The 20,476-nt window shown below is 41.5% G+C and carries 21 protein-coding genes; 10 read left to right on the top strand and 11 right to left on the bottom strand.

Annotated elements, in window-relative coordinates:
- Positions 1-110: 110 nt before the first annotated feature.
- The gene (fadA, locus tag KO530_RS14065) at positions 111-1,271 is read right to left on the bottom strand and encodes an acetyl-CoA C-acyltransferase FadA (protein ID WP_216049071.1); all 1,161 of its coding nucleotides are present in this window, start codon (positions 1,269-1,271) and stop codon (positions 111-113) included.
- A 21-nt stretch (positions 1,272-1,292) separates the two neighbouring features.
- Positions 1,293-3,452: a fatty acid oxidation complex subunit alpha FadB gene (gene fadB, locus KO530_RS14060; protein ID WP_216049070.1), complete on the bottom strand. Its 2,160-nt coding sequence runs from the start codon at positions 3,450-3,452 to the stop codon at positions 1,293-1,295.
- A gap of 304 nt (positions 3,453-3,756) precedes the next feature.
- On the opposite strand from fadB, the gene KO530_RS14055 reads away from it, so the two are divergent.
- Together KO530_RS14055 and pepQ are read left to right on the top strand one after the other, a co-directional pair.
- Complete coding sequence (locus tag KO530_RS14055; protein WP_216049069.1) at positions 3,757-5,709, top strand: lytic transglycosylase domain-containing protein; 1,953 nt, start codon at positions 3,757-3,759, stop codon at positions 5,707-5,709.
- 119 nt (positions 5,710-5,828) lie between these two features.
- Positions 5,829-7,148 (top strand): Xaa-Pro dipeptidase, encoded by a 1,320-nt coding sequence (pepQ, locus tag KO530_RS14050; protein WP_216049068.1) that lies wholly within the window; start codon positions 5,829-5,831, stop codon positions 7,146-7,148.
- Between the two features lie 35 nt (positions 7,149-7,183).
- On the opposite strand, the gene ispB is transcribed toward pepQ, so the two are convergent.
- Positions 7,184-8,155 carry an octaprenyl diphosphate synthase gene (gene ispB, locus KO530_RS14045; RefSeq protein ID WP_216049067.1) on the bottom strand — a complete coding sequence of 324 codons (972 nt, stop codon included), beginning with the start codon at positions 8,153-8,155 and terminating at the stop codon, positions 7,184-7,186.
- Positions 8,156-8,379: 224 nt separating this feature from the next.
- On the opposite strand from ispB, the gene rplU reads away from it, so the two are divergent.
- From rplU to cgtA, 3 genes are all read left to right on the top strand, one after another.
- The gene (gene rplU, locus KO530_RS14040) at positions 8,380-8,691 is read left to right on the top strand and encodes a 50S ribosomal protein L21 (protein WP_216049066.1); all 312 of its coding nucleotides are present in this window, start codon (positions 8,380-8,382) and stop codon (positions 8,689-8,691) included.
- Positions 8,692-8,706: 15 nt separating this feature from the next.
- The gene (rpmA, locus tag KO530_RS14035; RefSeq protein ID WP_216049065.1) at positions 8,707-8,964 is read left to right on the top strand and encodes a 50S ribosomal protein L27; all 258 of its coding nucleotides are present in this window, start codon (positions 8,707-8,709) and stop codon (positions 8,962-8,964) included.
- Between the two features lie 119 nt (positions 8,965-9,083).
- Positions 9,084-10,250, top strand: coding sequence for an Obg family GTPase CgtA (cgtA, locus tag KO530_RS14030; protein ID WP_216049064.1), 1,167 nt, complete (start codon positions 9,084-9,086; stop codon positions 10,248-10,250).
- A 5-nt stretch (positions 10,251-10,255) separates the two neighbouring features.
- Here cgtA and KO530_RS14025 read toward each other — a convergent pair whose 3' ends face one another.
- Entirely contained in the window at positions 10,256-11,260 is a 1,005-nt protein-coding gene (locus KO530_RS14025) for a PA2778 family cysteine peptidase (protein ID WP_216049063.1), read from the bottom strand.
- A 15-nt stretch (positions 11,261-11,275) separates the two neighbouring features.
- The gene (locus KO530_RS14020) at positions 11,276-11,653 is read right to left on the bottom strand and encodes a PA2779 family protein (protein WP_216049062.1); all 378 of its coding nucleotides are present in this window, start codon (positions 11,651-11,653) and stop codon (positions 11,276-11,278) included.
- Between the two features lie 289 nt (positions 11,654-11,942).
- On the opposite strand from KO530_RS14020, the gene folA reads away from it, so the two are divergent.
- From folA to KO530_RS14000, 4 genes are all read left to right on the top strand, one after another.
- Positions 11,943-12,425, top strand: a complete 483-nt coding sequence (gene folA, locus KO530_RS14015) for a type 3 dihydrofolate reductase (RefSeq protein WP_216049061.1) — start codon at positions 11,943-11,945, stop codon at positions 12,423-12,425.
- Positions 12,426-12,437: 12 nt separating this feature from the next.
- Positions 12,438-12,923, top strand: a complete 486-nt coding sequence (locus KO530_RS14010) for an AraC family transcriptional regulator (RefSeq protein WP_216049060.1) — start codon at positions 12,438-12,440, stop codon at positions 12,921-12,923.
- Between the two features lie 93 nt (positions 12,924-13,016).
- Entirely contained in the window at positions 13,017-13,583 is a 567-nt protein-coding gene (gene efpL / locus KO530_RS14005; protein ID WP_216049059.1) for an elongation factor P-like protein EfpL, read from the top strand.
- 27 nt (positions 13,584-13,610) lie between these two features.
- On the top strand, positions 13,611-14,741 hold the full coding sequence (locus KO530_RS14000; RefSeq protein WP_216049058.1) for a hypothetical protein: 1,131 nt from the start codon (positions 13,611-13,613) through the stop codon (positions 14,739-14,741).
- 31 nt (positions 14,742-14,772) lie between these two features.
- Here KO530_RS14000 and KO530_RS13995 read toward each other — a convergent pair whose 3' ends face one another.
- Together KO530_RS13995 and KO530_RS13990 are read right to left on the bottom strand one after the other, a co-directional pair.
- Positions 14,773-15,348: a TetR/AcrR family transcriptional regulator gene (locus KO530_RS13995; protein ID WP_216049057.1), complete on the bottom strand. Its 576-nt coding sequence runs from the start codon at positions 15,346-15,348 to the stop codon at positions 14,773-14,775.
- Positions 15,349-15,437: 89 nt separating this feature from the next.
- On the bottom strand, positions 15,438-15,956 hold the full coding sequence (locus KO530_RS13990; RefSeq protein WP_216049056.1) for a hypothetical protein: 519 nt from the start codon (positions 15,954-15,956) through the stop codon (positions 15,438-15,440).
- 205 nt (positions 15,957-16,161) lie between these two features.
- Between KO530_RS13990 and tpx the strand changes: the two genes are divergently transcribed.
- Positions 16,162-16,656 carry a thiol peroxidase gene (tpx, locus tag KO530_RS13985; protein WP_216049055.1) on the top strand — a complete coding sequence of 165 codons (495 nt, stop codon included), beginning with the start codon at positions 16,162-16,164 and terminating at the stop codon, positions 16,654-16,656.
- 268 nt (positions 16,657-16,924) lie between these two features.
- Here tpx and rpoS read toward each other — a convergent pair whose 3' ends face one another.
- From rpoS to KO530_RS13965, 4 genes are all read right to left on the bottom strand, one after another.
- Positions 16,925-17,911, bottom strand: a complete 987-nt coding sequence (gene rpoS, locus KO530_RS13980) for an RNA polymerase sigma factor RpoS (RefSeq protein ID WP_216049054.1) — start codon at positions 17,909-17,911, stop codon at positions 16,925-16,927.
- Positions 17,912-17,984: 73 nt separating this feature from the next.
- The gene (locus KO530_RS13975; RefSeq protein ID WP_216049053.1) at positions 17,985-18,854 is read right to left on the bottom strand and encodes a peptidoglycan DD-metalloendopeptidase family protein; all 870 of its coding nucleotides are present in this window, start codon (positions 18,852-18,854) and stop codon (positions 17,985-17,987) included.
- Positions 18,855-18,859: 5 nt separating this feature from the next.
- Entirely contained in the window at positions 18,860-19,801 is a 942-nt protein-coding gene (locus KO530_RS13970; RefSeq protein ID WP_303500461.1) for a DUF368 domain-containing protein, read from the bottom strand.
- A gap of 29 nt (positions 19,802-19,830) precedes the next feature.
- Positions 19,831-20,469 carry a protein-L-isoaspartate(D-aspartate) O-methyltransferase gene (locus tag KO530_RS13965; protein WP_216049052.1) on the bottom strand — a complete coding sequence of 213 codons (639 nt, stop codon included), beginning with the start codon at positions 20,467-20,469 and terminating at the stop codon, positions 19,831-19,833.
- Between the last annotated feature and the right edge of the window lie 7 nt (positions 20,470-20,476).

The raw sequence follows: 20,476 nt of genomic DNA, 5'->3' as shown, positions 1-20,476 counted from the left end.
GTTTGTACAATTCCAACAACCCAAAGGGTTGAAGTGACATAAAAAAACACCTAATGGGCCTAACCCATTAGGTGTTTTTTAATCAATACTAAGGTTTGTTTATTAGGGTGTTAAACCCGTTCAAACACAGTAGCTATACCTTGACCAAGGCCAATACACATAGTGGCTAGACCAACAGACTTGTCGTTAGCTTCCATTAGATTAAGCAAGGTTGTGGAAATACGTGAACCGGAGCAACCAAGAGGGTGACCTAGTGCGATTGCACCACCATTAAGGTTAACTTTGTCTTCGTAAGTATCGATCCAACCCAACTGTTTAATACATGACAGTGCTTGGGCTGCAAAGGCTTCATTAAATTCAGCCAATTCAATATCGTCCATGGTCATACCGGCACGCTGAAGTGCTTTTTTGGTTGCCGGAACTGGACCAAAGCCCATAATCGCTGCATCACAGCCAGCTACTGCCATCGAACGAATTTTAGCTCTAGGTGTTAAACCAAGGGCTTTAGCGCGTTCGGCAGACATAAGTAACATCGCAGAGGCCCCATCCGATATCGCTGATGAAGTACCAGCTGTAACGGTTCCATTTACGGGATCAAATACCGGGCGAAGTGCCGCCATAGTTTCGATAGTGGAATCTGGACGAATCACTTCATCAGCCTCAATGAGTTTCAATACTCCATTAGCGTCATGGCCTTCAGTTGCCACAATTTCATTCCAGCGACCTTCTAAGTGCGCTTTATGTGCTAACTGATGCGAACGAGCACCAAAGGCATCTTGCATTTCACGAGTAATGCCGTTTTGTCTACCTAGTAATTCAGCTGTCATACCCATGTTGCCAGATGCTTTGGCAGTATATTTGGCTAAGCCAGGGTGAAAATCTAGGTTGAAGTTCATGGGGACATGACCCATGTGTTCAACACCACCAATCATGTACACATCGCCCATGCCAGTCATGATACCTTTAGCGGCATCGTGAAGAGCTTGCATCGATGAACCACATAAACGGTTTACTGTCACAGCAGCCGTTGTGCGTGGTATTTGGGTCAATAGTTGCGCGTTACGAGCAACGTTAAAACCTTGTTCTTTGGTTTGCTGTACGCATCCCCAAATGATGTCTTCAATTTCACTTGGGTCAACACCAGGGTTGCGCTCCAATAATTTCGTCATCAAATGAGCAGATAAAGTTTCTGCTCTTACGTTACGGAAAATACCGCCTTTAGAACGACCCATAGGGGTACGAATGCAATCAATAACAACAACGTCTTTCATGTTAAGTCTCCTTGGGTCAGTTTAGGCTGAAAGTTGAAAGTAAGATTTACCAGAAGCGGCCATTTCGCGAACGCCGTCAGTGATTTGGTAAATCGGCCCTAAATGCGCGTATTTATCCGCTAAGGCAACAAAATTACTCAATCCCATTGTTTCAATGTAGCGGAACACGCCACCTCTAAACGGTGGGAAGCCCAAGCCGTAAAGTAGTGCCATATCAGCCTCAGCTGCACTGCCTACTATGCCTTCTTCTAGACAACGAATCATTTCATTGGCCATTGGAATCATTAAGCGCGCAATGATCTCATCTTTGTCGAAGTCTTTTGTTTCGGCACAAATAGGTTTGATTAACTCATAGGCTTCTGGTGCTGGTGTTTTACTAGGGCGACCACGTTTATCTACGCCAAAGTTATAGAAACCTTTGCCGTTCTTTTGCCCAAGTCGCTCAGCTTTATACATAACAGTGACTGGATCATCGCCAATTTTCTGCATACGTTCAGGTATACCGTCTGACATCACACTTGAGGCGTGGTCAGCAGTGTCCATACCAACAACGTCCAACAAATATGCTGGACCCATTGGCCAACCGAAGATTTTTTCCATTACTTTATCAACGGCAACAAAATCAGCCCCATCGAGGACAATTTTGCTGAAACCTGCGAAGTACGGGAATAAAACACGATTGACTAAAAATCCTGGACAATCATTAACCACAATGGGTGTTTTACCCATTTTTAGAGTGGCAGCTACAACTGTATTAATGGTTTCTTCAGAGGTTTTTTCGCCACGAATGATCTCAACCAATGGCATTTTGTGCACTGGATTAAAGAAATGCATGCCACAAAAGCGTTCAGGCTTGTCTAAGCTCTTGGCTAATTGGTTGATCGAAATTGTTGAAGTGTTAGAACAAATGATCGCATCGTCTGCTACTGCTTGCTCTGTTTCTTTCAATACAATGCCTTTGATCTTAGGATTCTCAACAACGGCTTCTATTACCAAGTCCACGTCTTTAATGGCTGAGTATTCTAGTGTAGGCACGATATTGTTTAAGGTTGAGGCCATCTTGGCAGCATCGACTTTGCCACGTTGCATACCTTTACCTAAGATTTTGGCTGCTTCATTTAAGCCTAGATCCAATGCCGGTTGGGCGATGTCTTTCATGATCACAGGCGTGCCTTTAACTGCAGACTGGTAAGCTATTCCGCCACCCATGATACCTGCACCTAATACCGCTGTTCGTTTAATTTCTTTAGTAGAAGCTTTTGCTTGTTTTTTGCCTTTACTTTTTACTAACTGATCGGCAAGGAAAATTCCAACTTGTGCTTTTGCTTCATCAGATTTTGCTAACTGAGTGAAACCTTCATTTTCAAGCTTCAACGCACCTTCGCGGTCAAGGCCTGCGGCTTTAGTTACCGTATCAACCATCATATGAGGTGCAGGATAATGTTTCCCTGCTTGGGCGGCGACCATGGCTTTAGCCGTTGAGAAGCTCATTAGGGCTTCATTTTTACCAAGTGTAAGTGGTGCTTTCTTTTGAGCTCGTCGTGCTTGCCAGTCAAATTTGCCAGCAATCGCATCTAATAAAATACTTTTACCTGCTTCAATTAAATGCTCTGGTGCCACTACGCTATCAACAGCTCCCTCAGCTAAGGCTTTCGCTGCTTTTCTGTCGCGACCTGTGGTCATCCATTCAAGGGCGTTATCTGAGCCTATCAGACGTGGCAGGCGAACCGTGCCACCAAAACCAGGCATTAACCCTAATTTTACTTCCGGTAAACCTATACTGGCTGTGGTGTCGGCAACACGTAAGTCACAAGCTAACGTCATTTCACAACCGCCACCTAGTGCGAAACCATTTATTGCTGCGACTGTAGGGAAAGGTAAATCTTCAAATCGATCAAATACTTGAGAAGTTTTAGCTACCCAATCAAGCACTTTTTCTTGGGGCATATCAAATAAACTAGTAAATTCGGTGATGTCTGCACCAACGATAAAAGTAGATTTGGCTGAACGAACTAGAAGACCTTTAATATCACTATTTTTAGCTAATGCTTGGGTTGCTTGATCTAATTCATTTACGGTTTGCTGGTCAAACTTGTTCACAGAACCTTGTGCATCAAACACCAGTTCTGCGAGGCCATTTTCCAGTAATTTCGCGCAAAGGCTTTTGCCTTCAAAAATCATCGTTATCTCCTTCAGTTTAAGGCAGAATAAATGGCTTTCGTTAAGTAGAATAAATCGTCTAAAATACTTAAAGCCATTTAGTAGGGTTTTTAAATCTAATTATAATTGTGTAATTTATTGCACTTAAGCAGTAAATTGTTGTCGAAGATCTAGTTATTCTCAACTCTAATCTGAGCTCATAATAACATGTGGTCGGATCTCTATTATTCAATTTATTTATGTATTAATATTTTTTGAACAAAGCATGTTAGTACTTGCCATGCTTTGTACAGGTAATTTATTGTTCGGAGTTATGACAACTGTTATGAACTATTTTTTCCGAAATGTCTTTTTAGTGCTCGCCGTTTTTTTGGTTTTCAGCACTCACCTGCAAGCACAAACGTCGGCGTCTGCCGTTGACGATGCTTTAGCGCATCAACGAAACGTGTTTAAAGCGCTAGAAAATATGGTGGCCAAACCTAACTCTGCGGAATATCGCCGTTTAAGGGAACAATTAAAAGGCTATCCGTTAGAACCTTACATTGAGCAGCAAACTCTCAAAGCCCATCCATATTTAGCTAATCAAGACAAAATAGATACTTTTTTAGCCCAATATGAAGGTTCTCCTTTAGACCGATCGTTGCGTTATAAATGGTTAACCTATTTAAAAAATAAAAATTATGCTGATTTATACATGCAGTATTTTCGACCCACCTCGAATGTGGAGCTCACCTGTCAGTATTTAACGTATCAATTAGCCGATCCTGCGAATCGTGAAAGCGTATTTAAAAAAGCATCTGAACTTTGGGTAGTGGGTAAATCACAGCCAAATGAATGTGATAAGGTTTTTGCTGCTTGGACGCAAGCTGGTTTTAGAACCCAAGAACGGGTTTTGAAGCGGTTGGCGTTGGCTGGAAATGGCGGTAGTCATACCCTGATTCCTTACTTAAAGACGCTGTTACCGGTTGAACAGCAATATTTAGCTGACTTGTGGTTACGGGTCCGTCGCTCGCCCAACTATGTTAGCCATTTATCTAAATTCCCTAAAAAACACCCAGAATTAGAACTGGATATTATTCAGTATGGTTTAGGACGCCTAATTTGGCGAGATGAAGAACTTGCGATTAAAACTTGGCAATCGGTACTCAAAAAATTCGATGTTGAGCAAAGTCGGCAGTATGATCTTGCTGGCAAATTTGCGGTGGCTTTAGCGATTTCTGAACATCAAAAAGCCGATGAGTGGCTCGAAAAAGCCAGCCATGAAAATGCCGACGAACAGTTATTTCGCTGGCACTTAGCGCACGTGTTGAAAACCGGAAATTGGCAACATGCATTGGAAGTGATAGAACAGATGCCGGAAAAAAATAGCACTGAACTGAGTGCTAGATATTGGCAGGCCCGAGCTTTGGAAAAAATGAATGCCCTTGAAAGTGCGAATCAAAATTACCAATGGTTGGCAAAGCAACGCCATTATTACGGTTTTTTAGCTAGTGGTAAGTTAGCGCAAACACCGCAAATTATAGATCGTCCGTTGGAATTTGATAAACAAACCTTAAACCATATTGCCAATATGGATTCGGCGAAACGGGCTTACGAGTTTCTTCAATTGGAACGCTTTACTTCTGCACGTCGAGAATGGTTTCATCTGCAATCGCAGCTAAATCAACAGCAAAAACTGGTATCTGCGGTTTTAGCCGATAGTTGGGGCTGGCATGACCGGGCCATTTATGGTTTTTCTAATACCGGGTATTTAGATGATATTAAACGACGTTTTCCAATGGCCTATCGCGAGGAGTTAGTTAATCATTCTGAGGCCAATCAAGTTGATCCTGCTTGGGCGTTTGCCGTTGCCCGCAGGGAAAGTTCGTTTATGGCAGACGCGAACTCCAGTGCTGGCGCAAAAGGACTGATGCAACTATTACCTGGTACGGCTCGTTATTTGGCAAAAAAACAACTCAAAACCAACGTGCTTTTTGATCCTGATATTAACGCCGGCTATGGCACTCAGTATTTACGTTACTTAATGGACAAAATGGATAATAATCCGGTGCTTGCCACAGCGTCTTACAATGCTGGCTGGCGACGAGTGCAGAAATGGATCCCCAAAGATCACAGTGTAGATATGGATGTTTGGATTGAAACCATACCTTATAAAGAAACCCGCAACTATGTGAAAGCAGTTTTAGCGTATCAGCAAATTTATGCAATGCAGTTAGGTAAAAAGTCACCATTATTCAATGAACTAGCGAATATGCAACTGGGTGGGCAAACGTTATAAATGTGTAAATTGATTTACATTTTAGAGATTAACTTTCGCCGCCTTTGTTGACCAGTTCCCTTTGGTATATGTTAATCTAGCTGCATTGAATCTAATCTATATGAAGTCCGATAAATACTATGCATACACTTTCTGAATTATATCCCAGCCACATTATTGAAATGCAAAAGCGAACTAAAGAAGCTTTGCTGCGTGAGGGCATAGATGGCTTGATTATCCACTCTGGTCAAAGCAAGCGAATGTTTTTGGATGATAATCATTACCCATTTCATGTTAACCCTCAATTTAAAGCTTGGGTGCCGATAATTGATAATCCAAACTGTTGGTTGGTCGTAAATGGTGTCGATAAGCCCAAGTTGATTTTTTATCGACCTAAAGATTTCTGGCATAAGGTGCCACCAGAACCTACTGCCTTTTGGGCGTCTGAATTTGATATAGTGTTATTGACTCAGGCGGATGCCGTAGAAAAACATCTGCCGTACGACAAGAAGAAGTATGCTTACATTGGGGAATATTTAGAGGTCGCCAGAGCGTTAGGCTTTGATATGGTAAACCCTGATAGAGTCTTACATTATTTACATTATTATCGTGCTTATAAAACAGATTATGAATTGCTGTGTATGCGCCAAGCTAATCAAATGGCCGTTAAAGGGCATTTAGCTGCTGAACAGGCGTTTAGAGGTGGCATGTCTGAGTTTAATATTAATCAAGCTTACTTAAAGGCGGTGAAACAAGGCGACAATCAAGTGCCATATAACAACATAGTCGCGCTAAATGAAAACGCCGCGATATTGCATTATATGGAGCAAGAAACCGCTGCCCCCACTAAATCTCGTTCATTTTTAATTGATGCGGGTGCAAGTTTCCATGGGTACGCTGCAGATATTACACGTACTTACAGTCAACAAGATGATCGTTTTGCCGAGTTAGTCGCTGCAATGGATGAGGTTACTCTCAAATTGGTTGACCTATTAAAGCCAGGTGTGGCTTATACTGAAGTGCACTTAGCTGCCCACAAGTACATTGCTGAGTTGTTGAACCGTTTTAATATTGTTAACTTGTCTGCAGACGATATTTTGCAAAATGGCATAACCAAGACCTTTTTCCCCCACGGTATTGGCCACTTTTTGGGGTTACAAGTTCATGATGTAGCTGGACATGTAGCGGATGATCGCGGTACGCCTAATCCTCCTCCTGAAGCGCATCCATTCCTTCGTACTACTCGTATTATCGAATCAAGACAAGTCTTCACAATTGAACCTGGTTTATATTTCATAGATAGCTTGTTGGCAGATTTACGTGCTACTGAACAGTCCAAATACCTAAATTGGGATGTGATTGATGCTTTTAGACCCTTCGGTGGAATTCGTATTGAGGACAATATAATTGTGCATCGCGACCGGAATGAAAATATGACCAGAGAAATGGGCTTAAATTAGTCTTTAAATCTTTGTTAGAGCAAACGCCGCTATTGTTAAGCGGCGCGTTCTACAGATATATTTGCCAAACCAATAAGTGCTTTTTTGTAATCTGAATCAGGCAATGGCGCTAAGGCTTCAATTGCTTGATTAGCTGCTTGCAGCGCTTTTTGTTTGGTGTAAACCAATGAACCAGTTTGTTCCATGGCGGCTAGAATCTCGTCTAGACTTTCCATGCCGTTGTTTAGTTCAATTGCTTCTTTGATAAGGGCTTTTTGTTTCTCATTACCGTTCCACATAGCATAAAGCAGAGGTAAAGTGGGTTTGCCTTCTGCCAAATCATCCCCTACATTTTTACCCATTTCGTCGCTATCAGCGGCATAATCAAGAATATCATCAACTAACTGGAATGCTGTGCCTAAGTAGCGCCCGTAATCTTGCATAGCTTGCTCAATTTCAGGCGTTTGATCGGTGATCACGGCAGCTAAAAGAGTAGCAGCTTCAAATAAGCGTGCAGTTTTACTATAAATGACTTCCATGTAGCTTTCTTCACTGGTGTTGGGATCATTGCAATTCATCAATTGCATGACTTCACCTTCAGCGATAACATTTGTCGCAGATGAAAGAATCTCCATCACTCGCATACGCTTTAAGTCGACCATCATTTGAAATGAACGGGTGTACAAAAAGTCACCTACCAACACACTGGCTTGATTGCCAAAAAGTTCGTTCGCTGTTTCTCTTCCTCTTCGCATCGTGGACTCATCTACTACATCGTCGTGTAATAGAGTCGCAGTATGAATAAATTCAATAATCGCTGCTAGTGTGTGATGCTGCTGGTTTTCAATGCCTACTGCACGGGCGGCAAGCACCGTAATAAGTGGACGTATTCTTTTACCGCCACTGTTAACAATGTAGAATCCCAATTGATTTATTAATGCCACATCTGAATTCACTTGGGATTGGATTAAGGCGTTAACAGCTTGCATGTCAGGATCAGCAAGACGGCGTATGTTATTTAAGTCCATTATTAATTAATTGGCTCATTTTTACGGTATGTTAATATGCGTGCAATTCTACATAAAAACACAGATCTATCTAGTCAAGTAACCGAATATTATGGCTGTTCACGGAAAAAGCTGAGCTTTTACCAAAATAATTACGATTTAGGCTTGCTACGATAGTTCAGTTCACGTACAATTCGCGCCCTGTTTTTGAATTGTAGCGCCGTGGGCGCAGAGCGGAGTTAAATATGTACGCGGTTTTCCAAAGTGGTGGTAAACAACACCGTGTGGCCGAAGGCCAAACCGTTCGTCTTGAGAAAATCGAAGTCGCACCGGGTGAAGCGGTTGAGTTCGATAATGTCTTGATGGTTAGTAATGGTGATGATGTAAAAATTGGTATGCCTTATGTTGATGGCGGCAAAGTAACTGCTGAAGTAGTTTCTCATGGTCGTGGTGACAAGATTAAAATTGTCAAATTCCGTCGTCGTAAGCATTCTCGTAAGACCCAAGGTCATCGTCAGTGGTTCACGGAAGTGAAAATCACTGGTATAAACGCTTAATAGGAGTACGAACTAATGGCACATAAAAAGGCGGGTGGTAGTACTAATAACGGTCGTGACTCAGAAAGTAAACGTTTAGGTGTTAAGCGTTTCGGTGGCGAGTCAGTATTAGCTGGTAATATCATTGTTCGTCAGCGTGGAACTCGTTTCCACCCTGGAGATAATATGGGTATCGGTAAAGACCACACTCTTTTCGCATTGTCTGATGGCAAAGTTGAATTTGGTGTTAAAGGTCCTAAGAACCGCAAATATGTAAGCATCGTTGCAGAGTAAGACGAGCTAACAAGTAAATTGAAAAAGCCCCGCTCTTGCGGGGCTTTTTATTGCTAGAGAAAAAAGTTGGGGCGGAGTAATATATTACTTGGCCCGTGTAAGCTTAATTGAGGTGTGAGATGAAATTTGTAGATGAAGCTGAAATACGTGTTGAAGCTGGAGACGGCGGCAATGGCGTTATCGGTTTTCGCCGCGAAAAATACGTTCCTAGGGGTGGCCCTGATGGAGGCGATGGTGGTGATGGCGGCAGCGTTTATCTGGTAGCAGATGAAAACCTTAACACCTTAATTGATTTTCGCTTTGAACGTTTTCACCGTGCTGAACGTGGCAAAAATGGCCAAGGCAGTGATTGTACAGGGCGTGCAGGCGAAGACTTAGAGCTTAAAGTACCCGTAGGTACCAGAGCCACCGATAAAGATACTGGTGAGGCTTTAGGTGACTTGACCAAACACGGTATGCGTTTGAAAGTGGCGCAAGGCGGTTTCCATGGCCTTGGTAATGCGCGTTTTAAAAGTAGTACCAACCGTGCCCCAAGACAAAAATCTAACGGTTCTCCAGGAGAGATTCGTTGGTTAAGTCTAGAATTGATGTTGCTTGCCGATGTTGGTTTATTAGGGTTACCTAATGCCGGTAAATCGACCTTTATTCGTTCGGTATCGTCTGCAAAACCTAAAGTTGCTGATTACCCTTTTACTACTCTTGTACCTAATTTGGGGGTAGTAAGACAGGATTCTCAACGTAGCTTCGTGATAGCGGACATTCCTGGATTAATCGAGGGAGCTGCAGATGGAGCTGGCTTAGGCATACGCTTTTTGAAACACCTAGAGCGTTGTCGGGTACTGTTACATTTGATTGATTTATTACCCGCTGATGAATCTGATCCGGTAGAAAATGCCAAAGCAATTATTGCTGAATTAGACAAATACAGTCCTAAATTGGCGGCTAAACCACGTTGGTTAGTCTTCAATAAGATCGATTTGTTGCTCGAAGAAGAAGCCAAAGAAATCTGCGATAAGATCATTGAAGCATTAGATTGGGATGGCCCAAGTTTCCAAATCTCAGCATTCCAGAAGAAAAACACCGACGAAGTTTGTCGCGAAGTCATGAATTACTTAGATACACTGCCAAATGAAATGGATAGTTTGGAAGAGTCTGAGGAAGAAGTTAACTTCAAATGGGATGCGTACCACAGTCAGACACAACAAGATGATCACTTAGAAGATGATGATGATTTTGATGACGACGATGACGATTACGATGTAGAAGTGGTTTACACTAGAGAGTAGATTTTTTAATCGACTAAGCTAGGTAATTGACACTGAGCGCCTGAAGTATTTTCAGGCGTTTTTGTGTCTGTTGTTTCTGTTAAGAGTTCAGCATAGCTGCGCTTTAGCAAATCATCATCTGGAAATTTGTCTAAGGCGTATTCCATCAGTTGCCGCGTTTGTACAGGGCATCCTTGATTGGCAAGAGAGTAAGCGTAATTGTTTAGGTAAGCACCCTGATCTTTACCATACTGCCAACCTTTGAAAAACCATTGATTAGCCTGTTGATAATCGAACTCTGCGAAATGATTAGCAAGCAAAAAGTACCCCAGCCATTGTTCAGGCCACTGTTTAGTCGCAGCAATTAAGTTTGTTAAACCGGCTTCCACTTGGCCGGTTTGTAGCATGTCAAATGCTGCACTAGTGTATTTAAATGCGTCCAAATTATTATGGGTTAATCCCGCAGGTAAGGGCATCAAATACCAATAATTCCCCCTTTGCCATAGGCGCTCAAAAAGCTCAAATGACATAGTATGGCTTTCGGTGACCCCTGTGTGGAGCTGAATAGTTTGACTATCGAGATCATATCCAGTGACCAATGCATAATGCCACATAGGCAACCAAGAAATTGATTGGTTCTGAAAAATGATGACAGGCACATCATGCTCAATTGAATAAAGTAATTGTTCCAAATTTCCGCGTCCAGAATAGGCTAAATAGCCATACTGCCTAGCAGCTGAAACCATTTCCAATTGCAAGCTGCCTTCTTTTTCAGGAATAAATAGCTTAGGCGCAATATCTTCAGCGGAGACTTGCTCTCCATAATAGGCGAACACCTCAGATAAGGTTGTTGGCCCGCAGTAAAATTCTTGCTGAGGATAAAAAGGAACGTCATCGAGATTCTTTTGACTCGGTATATCCGTTGGCGCAGACGCCTGCAAGGCGTCCGCTTGTGGCGTCGATTGACATCCGGTTAGCCAGAAAGCGCCAACCAATAGCAGCCACTGCACAACCAAGGTGATATTTTTCATCCGGTAAATATTATGTTAGCTGTTGATTGGACGAATGAACGGATAAACATCGGTAATTCCCAACACATCTAATACCGCAATAACCACAAGCACAGTCACAATAGTTCCTACAATACCACCTGCTGGAGCTTCGTTAAGCTGGGCATTCAGTTGATTAATTTCACTGTCCGTCATTGCATTAATTCTGGCTAGCGCGTCTTTTTGTTCAACGCCTAAATCGACGAGTTTATTCTGCACTTCTTCTCGATCAAACATAGAAATAATTTGTTGTTTGTTATATTGAGTTGATTGAGTTTGCATTACGCTTGAAGAGCTAATTGCTTCGGCATGAACCAAACCGCTGAAAAGCGTTAACGCCATTATGTTTGCAATCAATAGTTTTGTGAGTTTCATAATTACTTCCTTCAAATGGTTTATAAGAATCACGATATCTATGTCAGTAGAGCAAAAACTGAACCAAAATTGGAAAATGCTGGTATAGCATAGACTGCAAGTGGCTTAAGGGCTTTTAGATTAAAAAACTACAGAGAGTTGTTCTGAAAATTTTACCTAAGTTGTAACTATTACACGACACATTTAGATATTTAAAAGTGTTAGAATGAAGCAAGTTAACACAACCAATGCGCTACGCATTTTTTAAATTAGTATTGTTTAAAGGCTGTAAATTTATATGGTGATATCAATGATTGCTGCGATGGCAAAGAATCGTGTGATTGGGGCTGATAACAGTATGCCTTGGCACCTTCCGGCAGACTTAGGTCACTTCAAGCGTACGACTTTGGGTAAGCCTGTAGTGATGGGGAGGAAAACCTATGAGTCCATCGGTAAAGCCCTTCCCGGTAGATTAAACATCGTCATTAGCCGTGATTCTGAGTATCAGCTTGAAGATGCTATCGTTGTGTCGAGTTGTGAGGACGCTGTCAAAGCCGCTGGCGATATAGACGAACTGATGATAATTGGTGGCGGTACAATTTACAGTCATTTTTTACCATTATGCCATCGCCTGTATTTGACTCAAATTGACTTGGCCGTGGCAGGAGATACGTATTTCCCTGATTATAATCAGTCAGCTAATTGGGAAGTTATAGAAACGGAGTCTCACTTAGCCGATGAGAAAAATAAGTATAACTATCAATTTCTTACCTTAAATCGTGTAGAGAGTTAATTAGAAGATTATATGCGCCCAGAACTTAATCTCAGTGATGTGGAAATTGTTGAATTTGCCGAGTTGGATATCGCCATTTTAACCCATCGAGGCTCACCGCGAACTTTACCGCTGAGTATTCAAAACTTCGTTGCGTGGCGAAAAGCCAACCAGCTTTCGCCTGTCAACAGTCGTACATTTAATATTATTTATAATGATCCTAGGCAGGCTACTGAAACTGAATATCGTTTCGGATTAGGCGTAGAAATTAAATCGAATTCGTATGCTCTGGCTGAAAATATGCATTTTGAAACCATTCCTAGTTGTCGATGCGCCTATTTTAGACACATAGGGCCAGAACATTTATTGTCCCATAGCTTAGAGTTTTTGTTCACCCACTGGCTTAATGCTACGCAAAATCTCCCTGGGAAATTCCCGCTATTTTTCGAACGTGTCAGCTTCGGACCCCAAGTGTTAGAAACAGAAATGATCACAGATATATATTTACCCTTAAATTAGCCCTAAAAATCGTATTTTAGCGTGCTAATTACTTCTGTGTTTTTACACTTCGTGATACTTTAATAGTAAGCAATTTTTAAGTTGAGCAAAATAATGCCAAAAGCGAGTGAAGTAAAAAAGAATGCCGCAATTGAACATAACGGTAAAGTCTATCTTGTAAAAGATATCAACAAACTTACCCCTAGTGGTCGAGCTGGTGCGAGTTTATACCGTATGCGTCTGTATGAAGTTTCTACCGGGGCAAAAGCTGATGAAAGTTTTAAAGCGGATGAGATGATCAATACTGCTGAGTTCTTCCGTCGTAAAGTCATGTTTTCTTACGTTGACGGTACAGAATACGTGTTTATGGACAGTGAAGATTACACACCATTTTCATTGGACAAAGATACAATTGCTGAAGAGTTGCTGTTTTTTACAGAGGAAACTGAAGGTCTACAGATATTGATTGTAGATGGTAAACCTGTAGGGATAGAACTACCTGCGTCTGTTGAGCTAGTCATTACTGAAACTGACCCGTCGATTAAAGGCGCATCGGCAAGTGCGAGAACTAAGCCAGCGACACTTTCAACTGGGCTAGTCGTTCAAGTACCAGAATATATTGCAGCAGGTGAAAAAATTAAAATTAATACGGCTGAACAAAAATTTACCAGTCGCGCGTAGTTTTGGGTCATAAGCCATTATAATTCGATGAATAAGATAACCAAAATAGCCTCACTTATCGGTGGGGTTATTTTGTGTTTTTTTCTGTTTGATTTCATTACAAATAAGCAAATCCAAAAAAATGACGAGGTTACTTCGTCACTCAAGCCTGAAATTGCCTTTACTACTTCCTCTAATGCTACCCCGTTGAAAAAAAACACTCAGCAAGTTGCCGAACAGCAAATTGCTTCAATCGAGTCTGGGCCCGAAGCCGATCCCAACTATATTGTTGAATGCGATGTGGAGCAAATCACCGACTATCAAGGCATGAGCAATGGGGAAATATTTGCCAGTTTTGACAGTTCCTTGTCAGAACACAAGCAGTTGGCTTATGCGTTATTCTCTGATTTGTCAGAACAAGCCAGTCGACTAGATAAGTTATTCTCGTTCAATCAACGTTTCCCCAATAATTCCCTAGCACTGGAACAAATTCTAGGTTTATGTACAGAAAATAAAGGTCATCAAGGTTGCAATCAGCAACTGGTTGAACAGGCGATTTCTGTTGGAGGGGATAACGCTGCAATGTGGTTCGCTGTTGCTAATTTCCACGCAAGTAGAAATGCTCTTGATTTGGTTAAAGATGCGCTTCGCCAAGTTAATAGCGCTCCGCTATTCGAAGAAAGTTTCGCAGATTATATCGGACTTTATATAGATAGCTTACAAGGTCGCCCAAATGAAAATTTTACACGAAATGCGCTTTCTGCTTTTGGGGCCGCTGCAACGCAACCGAGTTTTTTCAATATTATATCTAAGCTGTGTACCGACAAACCTAAACAGGATGTTGAGTTTTTACAACTTTGTTTATCCTTAGGGCAGACGATGGAATTTCAAGGGAAAACTAATATTACGCAAAATATCGGCATGGCTTATCAAGAAGTGATTTACGAACTTGAGGGTAATGATTTGGCACTAAAGGAGCTAGAGCTAAGAAGGGAAAAACATTTTGAACATTCGATTTTTCTTTTTCATAAGGCGACAAATTTAGCGTTATTTGATCAACGTTTGTTTCGTAGTTGGTTAGAAAATCTGCGAAACTTAGGTGAGCAAGCTGCTGCGCGTTTAGTGATTGAAGAAGCAATTGAGCTATCAAAAAATACCTTCTATCAACCCTGTCCTTAAGGTTGTTGATTCGCCACATTGGGGATTGACGTTAGCCTGCTTTGACCATGTGTAACGCCGCCGCTTTGCATGCTTCAAATTCATATCTAGATTGAGATACCCTGGAGGACACCAAACCTCCTTGCAACAAAGCAAATGCTATTATGGCTAACTCTTCAGCAGACTTATTCGTTATAGCAAATACGCCTTTGTCTCTGCCATTTTGAATCATTTTGGCTAAGGAATGTTGATGCAGATTATATAACTCTTGTACTTTTGATTTTGTCCGTTCGGGAACCGCGTCCCAAGTCGCAGCAAAACTGGCTGCAGGGCATAGTTTTTGTGCCGCTCCAATATGGTTTTCAAACCAATTAACGTAGATGCTTAGTTGATTTTCTACCGGTTCATTTTGAATCTCGAGCAAACTTTGTTGCAGCATTTTCATTAAGCGATCAATGATAGCTTCACTCAGATCTTCTTTGGTTTGAAAGTGATAATAAACACTGCCTTTTTTAATCCCTACACCTAAGGCAAGCGTTTGAAAGGAGACACTAGAAAATGACTTGGTTTGCAATATCTCTTGCGCCAAGTCCATTAAGGCAACTTTTGTCGGATTTATAGTATTCATTCGACTACCTTACGTCAGCTTTTCAGCTGGTTCAACTTTTGTTCGACGAATACTTTAACTGCTTATCACCCGCACAGCAGCAGTGGATTTTAGACGGAAGCTTCTCTGTCTTTTAGTAACGTGAAGGTATAAACGTAACCATATACACCAGTAAAAAAAATACTTGGGGCAACGGTTAACCACAGGTTGGGAGTTTGATTCAACCAATTTACTGTTATAGCAATAGTGGCCTGAACCAATAAGGGAAGAATAGGTGCTAAAAGTGTACCTGGTACCATAGTACCACTGGCTTTTTGCGCAGATAGATTCAATGCAGCGTTAAAGGTCTTAAAGATAGCAATGTTCTGGGTTGTTTTAGAATGTACTGTACAGATAATTGGTACAACAAAAATAAGCGAAAAACTACTTTGTCCAAATTTCTGCACTGATTTTTCTAATGCAAAGGTGAAAAGTAAGGTGATAGTCGCGCTCAGCGTGCCCTGAACGATAGCCGACCTTAATACTAAACTAGAATCCTCAGAGACCATATTGTTGGCCCAATAGGTCCAAGCAAAATAAAACACAAAAGAGATGAGTGCAGATAAAACTAAGCGTAAATTTGATGACATAGGTAACCTTTGTTTGTGCGAAACCAAAGAATGAGTCCTTAGTCACGTATAAATTCGACTGTGCATTACTAACTGTATTATCGGCTAGTTGGAATCTTAGACCTGCAAAATCATATTTCTATTTCATAGCAATGATCTTTTGCCTCAATAGATGACTATACTGTAGTCTATTGTGAAATAAATCCTCAATAAAATGGAGAGTTAGATGGCAACTGTTACATTACAAGGCAATTCTTTTGAAACTGTTGGTGAATTACCAGCAGTAGGAAGCAAAGCACCAGATTTCAACTTAGTTAAAGTTGATTTATCATCTGCTACCTTAGCGGATTACGCGGGTAGTAAAGTTATTCTAAATATATTTCCGTCTGTCGATACTGGCACATGTGCTACCTCTGTTCGCAAATTTAATGAAAAAGCTGCTGATCTGGATAACACCAAAGTGATTTGTGTTTCAGCAGATTTACCCTTTGCTGCGGCTAGATTCTGTGGTGCAGAAGGTATTGAAAATGTTATTACCGGTTCTAGTTTCCGTGGCTCTTTTGGCGATGAATATGGTGTCGCATTTAAAACGGGTCCACTAGCGGGTTTATTATCTCGTTCAGTGGTGGTTATCGATGCTGATGGTACGGTAATGTTTACTCAACAAGTAGCTGAAACAACTGACGAGCCTGATTACGACGCGGCATTAGCAGCACTATAGTTTGGTTAATTAACCAACCCCTAAGCCGGTGTTTAAGGGCAGGTTAAGCGAAAAATTTCGGCCTGAAACAAATCGTTGCAGGCCGCATCTTTAGCTCTAAGGTTAATTCGTAGGTTACTACGAATAAGCCCCCCGCAATACAGAATGTCCTTATAGGCAGTTGCTTTGGCGTCGTATAATGGCTAAGTAGCTGCAGTGAAATACAGCGAAGAGACAGAAAACAAAAAAGACGTCAATTTTGACGTCTTTTTAATTACTATTTTGATGTTTAATCATCTTTGTTAAACAGCGCTTCTAGATTTAATCCTTGGTGTCCTAACATATCCCGTAAGCGTCGTAATGCTTCAACTTGGATTTGTCTTACCCTTTCTCTGGTGAGACCAATTTCAGCGCCAACATCCTCTAATGTAGAAGGTTCGTATCCCATCAATCCAAAGCGTCTAGCTAAGACTTCACGTTGTTTGGGGTTCAGTTCTTCTAACCAACGAATGATGCTACATTTGATATCTTTATCTTGTAAATCTTCTTCTGGACCGTAACCTTTTTCATCAGCAATGATATCTAGTAGTGCTTTATCATTCTCACTTCCAATTGGTGTATCAACAGATGTGATTCTTTCGTTTAATCGCAACATTTTAGTTACGTCTTCAACGGGTTTGCCAAGTGAATCTGCAATTTCATCTGCAGTAGGTTCATGATCTAGTTTCTGAGCGAGCTCCCGTGATGCTCTGAGATAAACATTTAATTCTTTTACCACATGGATAGGTAATCGGATAGTTCTGGTTTGGTTCATGATCGCTCTTTCGATGGTTTGTCTTATCCACCAAGTAGCGTAGGTTGAGAAGCGGAAACCGCGTTCAGGATCAAATTTTTCTACAGCTCGAATTAGTCCTAGATTACCTTCTTCAATTAAATCTAATAAAGCCAATCCACGATTGTTGTAACGTCTTGCTATTTTAACGACCAAACGTAAATTACTCACAATCATGCGTTTGCGAGAGGCTTCGTCTCCCTTTAAAGCGCGTCGTGCAAAATACACTTCTTCTTCTGCTGACAACAGAGGTGAAAAACCTATTTCACCCAAATACAACTGCGTGGCGTCCAAGTTTTTCTGGATTTCTTCTTGGCCAGCCAGTATTTCTTCCATGGGATCTTTCTCATCATCGGCTTCAATTTCTGCTAATTCCGAGTCGATTTCTTTTTCGTTTACAATCGGCTCAGCCAAATTTACAACGATGGTATTTTTGTCACCCATATACAATTCTCCTAAAAGATTTTATTTAGTCCACATTTCTCCTATAGGCCTTTCTAATTATTATTTATTGTTATTATCTACTAGGTAAATACTTCAATGGGTCAACAGACTTGCCCCTGTACCTAACTTCAAAACGAAGCTTAACTTTGTCGGTACCTGTACTTCCCATGGAGGCTATTTTTTGCCCCGCCTTAATCCACTGTTGTTCTTTTACAAATACAGCATCATTGTGCGCATAAGCACTCAAAAAAGACTCAGAATGCTTAATTATGATCAACTGACCATAACCTCTCAAAGCGTTCCCAGTGTATACAACTTTGCCATCAGCGGCGGCAACGACTTGGTCACCTTTAGAACCCCTGATTTCAATACCCCGACTGCCTTGCTCTGAAAGCGAAAATTTAGTTGCTAATTTCCCTTTTGCAGGCCAAATCCATTTTTCTATTCTACTAGGGAATTCAATGGTTTCTGACCGCTTGTAAGGTTTGTTAACATCTTTATTACTTTCACCATACGCTTGCTTTCGTGGTGGGTCAACTGTCCTGTTTGTTTTTGTTTTGGTGGTCTGACCAGGTTGCTTATTTACTCTTTTTTGAACTGCTTTAGGTGGCGTTTTTAAGACTAATTCTTGCCCTGGATAAATTGCATAGGGCTTTCTTATGTTGTTTTGTGAGGCGATATCTCGGTAGTCATTTCCGGAAAACCAAGCGATTGAAAATAAAGTATCGCCTTTTTGGACAATATACTTGCTGCCTGTGAATCCGTTCTTTTCAAAGTCGCGATAATCTTTCCCTTGGTAGAGTTCGATCACTGGGGCAGGGGTAGAGCGGTTGGAGCAGGCGGATACAAAGACAATTGTTAGACTAAGAGGTAAGATGAAAGCTAGCGCTGAGAAATGTTCTCGCCTTATGTTATTTGCCCATAAACTCGCCAGCTTCTGCATCTGAATTAATCCGGTTTGGTCCCCAACTTTTCTAGAAAAACAACCATAATAGCGCCGATAAGCATCAAAGAGATTGCAGGTATCAGTTGCGCTGGTAGTCCACTGGCAGCCTCATAAGTGGCGGGTAACACGTTGTTCTCTACTAAAGGAATAACTTTTCCGTGACGATTGACCACGCTCTCCACAACTAGTTTCCATGGCCATACTTTGTTTAAAGAACCTAACATAAAGCCCCCAAGTAAGGCCAATGTCATCGTTTTATGTTTTTCAAACATCCAGTGTAAAACTCGAGAAAATGACAATAGACCAACCACACAGCCGCCAGCAAACAGGGCTAGGGTACCAATTTGAAAGGACTTTACGGCAGAAAGAATGGGCATGTACATGCCTAACAATAATAGAATAAAGCTGCCCGATATGCCTGGAAGTATCATTGCACAAATTGCGATCATGCCTGATAGGAATACCATAAGACTGGTAGCTTCAACATGTGTTGGGGTTATAGTCGTGATGTAAAAAGCCGAGATAGCCCCGCAAAGAAAAGCAACTAATATGCTAGCACGCCATTTGTCGATATGTCGCACTACCGACCAAACTGCGGCCAAAATTAAGCCAAAGAAAAATGACCAGAGTAAACTAGGGTAGCTATCGAGTAAAAATATAACAAGGTGTGAGGCGCTAATCACGCTGACTAGAATGCCACCAAAAACACACGCTAGAAAAGCGCCATTGATATGTTGCCAAGCGGCTAAGATTCCTTGTTTAAATAAGATGCTTAGCGCTTCAGGTCCACATTGCTTCAAAGAATAGATTAATTCTTCATAAATGCCTGTCATAAAAGCGATAGTTCCGCCAGACACGCCTGGAATAGCGTCTGCAGCTCCCATCAGAGCACCTTTTAACCCTAGGCCAACAAACTGCTTAGTGTTTCTACTAATTGGTTTCACTAATTTACTTCCTTGGTAATTGACAAACCTTAAATGATATCGCCGGCGACGAGTGGAACAAAACGCACAGATTCCACAATCGTGGTATTGAACTCATCTTTATCACGCACGACCACATGTAGTTTTTGATCGTCGGTTCCAACGGGAATCACTAACATGCCGCCATCATTCAGTTGTTGATAAAGTTCCGTCGGCATATGACTAGCCGCTGCGGTAACGATAATTCCGTCAAAAGGACCTTTATTTGCCCAGCCTTTCCAGCCGTCACCATGTTTCATCGATACGTTGTGCAAATCCAATTGATTCATTCTGCGTTTAGCTTGGAACTGTAAGGCTTTAATTCGTTCAACACTAAACACTTTATTGAACAATTGCGCCAAAATAGCGGTTTGATATCCTGAGCCTGTGCCAATTTCTAATACTGAATGGTTTTGAGCATCAGAACTAAGCAAAAGTTCGGTCATTTTAGCGACTATGTAGGGTTGTGAAATGGTTTGCCCTTGGCCAATCGGTAATGCCGTGTTTTCATAGGCTTTATGATGCAATGCATCTGGCAGAAACAATTCTCGAGGTGTTGCGGCAACGGCCTGCAATACTCGTTGTTCCTGTATACCTTCAGCATGTATCAATTGAGCTAAAGATTGACCTTTTCTAGTGGCGCGTTTCATGTGATTC

The sequence above is a fragment of the Aliiglaciecola lipolytica genome (genome assembly GCF_018860635.1).
In the GTDB taxonomy this organism is placed as follows: domain Bacteria; phylum Pseudomonadota; class Gammaproteobacteria; order Enterobacterales; family Alteromonadaceae; genus Aliiglaciecola; species Aliiglaciecola lipolytica_A.
The sequence above is the reverse complement of the archived record's forward strand: the minus strand, read 5'-3'. Positions and strand labels throughout refer to the sequence as shown.